Genomic DNA, 3,923 nt, shown 5'->3' on the forward strand with positions numbered 1-3,923 from the left:
GGTAGCCGCCGTGCAGCCGGATCGCACCCGGCGCGGCCGGGCTCAGCAGCGAGTTCGGCGCGGCCGGGGCACTCCGCCCGCCGAGCGCGACCGCCTGCCATGAGGTGTCCGCCCGATCCTCGTCCCACGACGGCCGCCGTGGGGCGACGAACGTGCCGCTGCCCGGGCGGGTGACCACCACGCCCTGGGCGGCGAGCTTGGCGAACGCGCGGGTGACCGTCACCGGACTCACACCGTGCCTGCGCACGAGGTCACGGCTGCTCGGCAGGCGGTCCCCCGGTGCCAGGCAGGCGATCTCCGCCTGAAGTGTCGTCGCCAGCGCCTCGATACTGCTACTCTCGGACATGACAGACAAGAGTAGCGCTTTCGCGCTCATCGAAGAACCGCTCCTCGACCTCGCGGCACTGCGCGCGGACACCCCGGGCTGCGAATCGGTCATCCACTTCAACAACGCGGGCTGCGGTCTCCTGGCCAGGCCGGTGCTGCGAGTGATGCTCGACCACCTGACCCTCGAGGCGACCATCGGCGGCTACGAGGCGGCCGAACACCGGGCCGCGCAGGTCCGGGACTTCTACGCCTCGATCGCCGAGCTGATCAAGTGCGCGCCGGACAACATCGCGTTCGCCGCCAGCGCCACCCACGCCTACACCAAGGCGCTCTCCGCGATCCCGTTCGAACGCGGCGACGTCATCCTGACCACGCGCAACGACTTCATCTCCAACCAGATCGCGTTCCTGGCGCTGCGCAAGCGATTCGGCGTCGACGTCGTGCACGCGCCGGACCACGCCGACGGCGGCGGTGTGGACGTCGAGGCCATGGTCGACCTGATGCGCGCGCACCATCCCCGGCTGGTGGCCGTGACCCACGTGCCCACCAACTCCGGTTTGGTGCAGCCGGTGGCCGAGATCGGCCGGCACTGCCGCGAACTCGGGCTGCTGTACCTGGTCGACGCCTGCCAGACGGTCGGTCAGTACGAGATCGACGTCGCCGAGATCGGCTGCGACCTGCTCACCGCGACCTGCCGCAAATTCCTGCGCGGCCCGCGTGGCTCCGGGTTCCTCTACGTGTCCGACCGCGTGCTGCGCGAGGGATACGAGCCCCTGTTCATCGACATGCACGGCTCGCGCTGGGTCGCGACCGACCGCTACCGCCCGGTCGAGTCCGCGGCCCGGTTCGAGGAATGGGAGTTCCCCTACGCGACCGTCCTCGGCAGCGCCGCCGCGGTCCGCTACGCGTTGGACGTCGGCCTGGCGCCCGTGGCTCGGCGCACCCCGGCTCTCGCGGCCCGGCTGCGGGACACGCTCGCGGAACTCCCCGGCGTCCGGGTGCTCGACGGCGGCCCGAACCCCGCCGCCCTGGTCACTTTCACCGTGACGGGCTGGGAGCGGGACGAGTTCAAGGCCGCCCTCGGAGCGCGGCGGATCAACTCGGCCCTGAGCGTGCGCGAGTTCGCCCAGTTCGACTTCGGCGACAAGGACGTCGACTGGTGCCTGCGGCTGTCGCCGCACTACTACAACACGGTCGACGAGGTGGACGAGGTCGCAGGCGCGGTGGCGGAACTTCTCGGCGGGCGGCGGTGACTGCCACGGTTGTGGCCGAAGCGCCGAGCCTGTGGCGCAACGGCGACTTCCTCCGGTTCTGGGCAGGTGAGACGGTGTCGCTGGTGGGCACCCAGGTCACGAACCTCGCGCTGCCGCTCACCGCGATCTACGCGTTCGACGCCAGTGACGAGCAGGTCGGCTACCTGAGGTTCCTGCAGCTCGCGCCGTACCTCGGGCTGGCGCTGGTGTTCGGCGTGTGGATGGACCGGGTGCGCAGGCGGCCCGTCATGCTGGCCGCCAACGTCGTGCGGCTGGTGCTGCTGGCGCTGATCCCCGCGCTGTACGCGGCGGATCTGCTCACCCTGGGGCTGCTGCTGACCATCGCCTGCGCGGTCGGCGTCGCCTCGGTGATGTTCGACGTGAGCTGGATGTCGTACGTCCCGGTCCTGGTCCGCGATCCGCGGCTGTATGTGGAGGCGGGAGCGAAGATGGGCATCAGCTCATCGTCGGCGGAGGTGGCGGGTCCCGGGCTGGCCGGGCTGCTGGTCAGCGCGCTCAGCGCGCCGATCGCGTTGGTGGTCAACGCTTTCGGCTACCTGGTCTCGGTGCTCTCGCTGCTGCTCATCCGGACCCCGGAGCCCCGCCCCGCGCCCGCGGCGAAACGTCGGCTGAGCACCGAACTGCGCGACGGGCTGCGCTGGGTGCTGGGCGACCCGGTCCTGCGGTGGCTGGCGATCATCGGGGTCTGCTGCAACTTCTCGATGGTCGGTGTGTGGACGATGTTCCTGCTCTACGGCGCCCGAGACCTGCGACTGGACTCCGCGACGATCGGGTCGGTGCTCGCCACGGCCGCGGTGGGCGGGCTGATCGGCGCGGTCATCTCGCGGCGGGTGATCCGACGGTTCCCGATCGGGCGGGTCTACCTGGTCGCGCAGTCGGCGCTGCTGCTCGGCCCGACGCTGATCGTGGTGGCGGCGGGTCCGGCGATGGTGGCGATGTTCGTGCTTTCGTTCTTCACCACGTACCTGGGTCTCGGGGTCGCCGGGGTGATCATCGTCAGCCTCCGCCAGACGGCGACCCCGCAGTCGATGATGGGCCGGATGACGGCGGTCTTCCGCACCCTGCTCTTCGGCGGCGGCGCACTCGGCGGTCTGGCGGCCGGTCAGCTCGCCGGTGCTCTCGGCTCGCACTGCGGCCTGGCGGTCTTGGCCGTCGCGTCCGGGCTGGTGGTGTTCGCGCTGTTCATCTCGCCGGTGAGCAGACTGCGGGAACTCCCGACCGCCTACGTGCGGAGTTTGTAGGGCACCACGTCGGCCAGGAAGTCGTCCGCGAGCTTGTCTGCGACCAGCGCCGGGTCCAGCGGACTGCCCAGGCGCTCGGCGAGCGCCCGGATCTCGGCTGATCGCTTCTCAAGGACCTTGGTCAGGGCGCGCTTGCCGCGCAGCCACAACACGGGCGCGATGACCGGCCTGAGGAGACCCTTGCCCCGCAGGTCCGCCTCGACCTCGACGGTCCAGCCGGGCCGGACCCAAGCCTTGACGTCACCGACCACCCGGTCGTGGCCGATCGAACCGACCAGTTGCGGGGAGTCCTGGTGCAGTTCGTCGAGGTCGAGGCCGACGGTGCCCCGAACGGCACCACCGAGGCCGTCGAGTGTCCCGTCGAACGCCGCGGCGATCTTCGAGCCGCGCTTGGCCACGGTGGTGTCGATCGGGACGTCGCCCGCCTGCTCGACCCGGACCCGCACCTCGGTCGGGCTGTCGGCGACCACCTCGGCGACGTGGTGCCCTGGCCGCTCTCCCGCGGTGACGACCTCGTAGCGCGCGCCCGCCTTGGCATGCTCGCCTGCCACCAGCGCCAGCCCCTCCCGCCGACGACCGTCGACGAGCACGACACCGTCGTCGTCGAACACCAACCCCTGCCACCGCTTCAGCAGCAGCGGCACGACCTCCGCGATGGAGTCGTCCACCCCGACAAGCCTGACGGCGCTTTTGATCCGCATTGGCGCAGCGTAAAGGCGTTGGCGGCCCCGCGCTCGGGATCAGCCGCCTTGGGCGCGTAAAGCAGGAGGGACTTGTCCCGATCGCGCACCTGACCGGAGACTTCGGACCTGTCCTGGCTCCGTTCCGAAGGTCGAAGAGGTGACGATGGAACTCACGATGGTTGAGTTGACGGGGTTGGTGGCTGAGCTTCGCGGCGACGGATACACGTCGATTGCGGTAGCGGAAAGGCTTGTTGCCGACCACCCGTATCTGTCTGACGTTTCGCAGTTATGCGGCGGCTGAACTGCTGGTCACGGGCATGGCGGGATATTGATCGAGTGTGGCCTGGCCTGCGGTGACGGCGGTAATTCGGGTTCGCCGGAAGGCGATGAGCATGTCG

The 3,923-nt window shown here is 70.1% G+C and carries 4 protein-coding genes; 2 read left to right on the forward strand and 2 right to left on the reverse strand.

Annotated elements, in window-relative coordinates:
* On the reverse strand, positions 1 to 346 hold a 346-nt coding region (locus tag ACRDSQ_RS07690; RefSeq protein ID WP_431419980.1), incomplete at its 3' end, for a GntR family transcriptional regulator.
* Between ACRDSQ_RS07690 and ACRDSQ_RS07695 the strand changes: the two genes are divergently transcribed.
* Together ACRDSQ_RS07695 and ACRDSQ_RS07700 are read left to right on the forward strand one after the other, a co-directional pair.
* Positions 345 to 1,580 (forward strand): aminotransferase class V-fold PLP-dependent enzyme, encoded by a 1,236-nt coding sequence (locus ACRDSQ_RS07695; protein ID WP_431419982.1) that lies wholly within the window; start codon positions 345 to 347, stop codon positions 1,578 to 1,580. The two genes, ACRDSQ_RS07690 and ACRDSQ_RS07695, sit on opposite strands and share 2 nt — an antisense overlap.
* The gene (locus tag ACRDSQ_RS07700; protein WP_431419983.1) at positions 1,577 to 2,842 is read left to right on the forward strand and encodes an MFS transporter; all 1,266 of its coding nucleotides are present in this window, start codon (positions 1,577 to 1,579) and stop codon (positions 2,840 to 2,842) included. The genes ACRDSQ_RS07695 and ACRDSQ_RS07700 overlap by 4 nt, the downstream gene beginning before the upstream one ends.
* On the opposite strand, the gene ACRDSQ_RS07705 is transcribed toward ACRDSQ_RS07700, so the two are convergent.
* The gene (locus ACRDSQ_RS07705; RefSeq protein WP_431419985.1) at positions 2,824 to 3,543 is read right to left on the reverse strand and encodes a hypothetical protein; all 720 of its coding nucleotides are present in this window, start codon (positions 3,541 to 3,543) and stop codon (positions 2,824 to 2,826) included. The genes ACRDSQ_RS07700 and ACRDSQ_RS07705 overlap by 19 nt on opposite strands.
* Positions 3,544 to 3,923: the final 380 nt, after the last annotated feature.

The organism is Actinokineospora sp. (assembly GCF_050699995.1).
Classification (GTDB): domain Bacteria; phylum Actinomycetota; class Actinomycetes; order Mycobacteriales; family Pseudonocardiaceae; genus Actinokineospora.

What these genes read in the sequence shown, in the direction of transcription:
- ACRDSQ_RS07695 (WP_431419982.1), top strand. Translation starts at nt 345, where the DNA reads ATGACAGACAAGAGTAGCGCTTTCGCGCTCATCGAAGAACCGCTCCTC.
- ACRDSQ_RS07705 (WP_431419985.1), bottom strand. Translation starts at nt 3,543, where the DNA reads ATGCGGATCAAAAGCGCCGTCAGGCTTGTCGGGGTGGACGACTCCATC.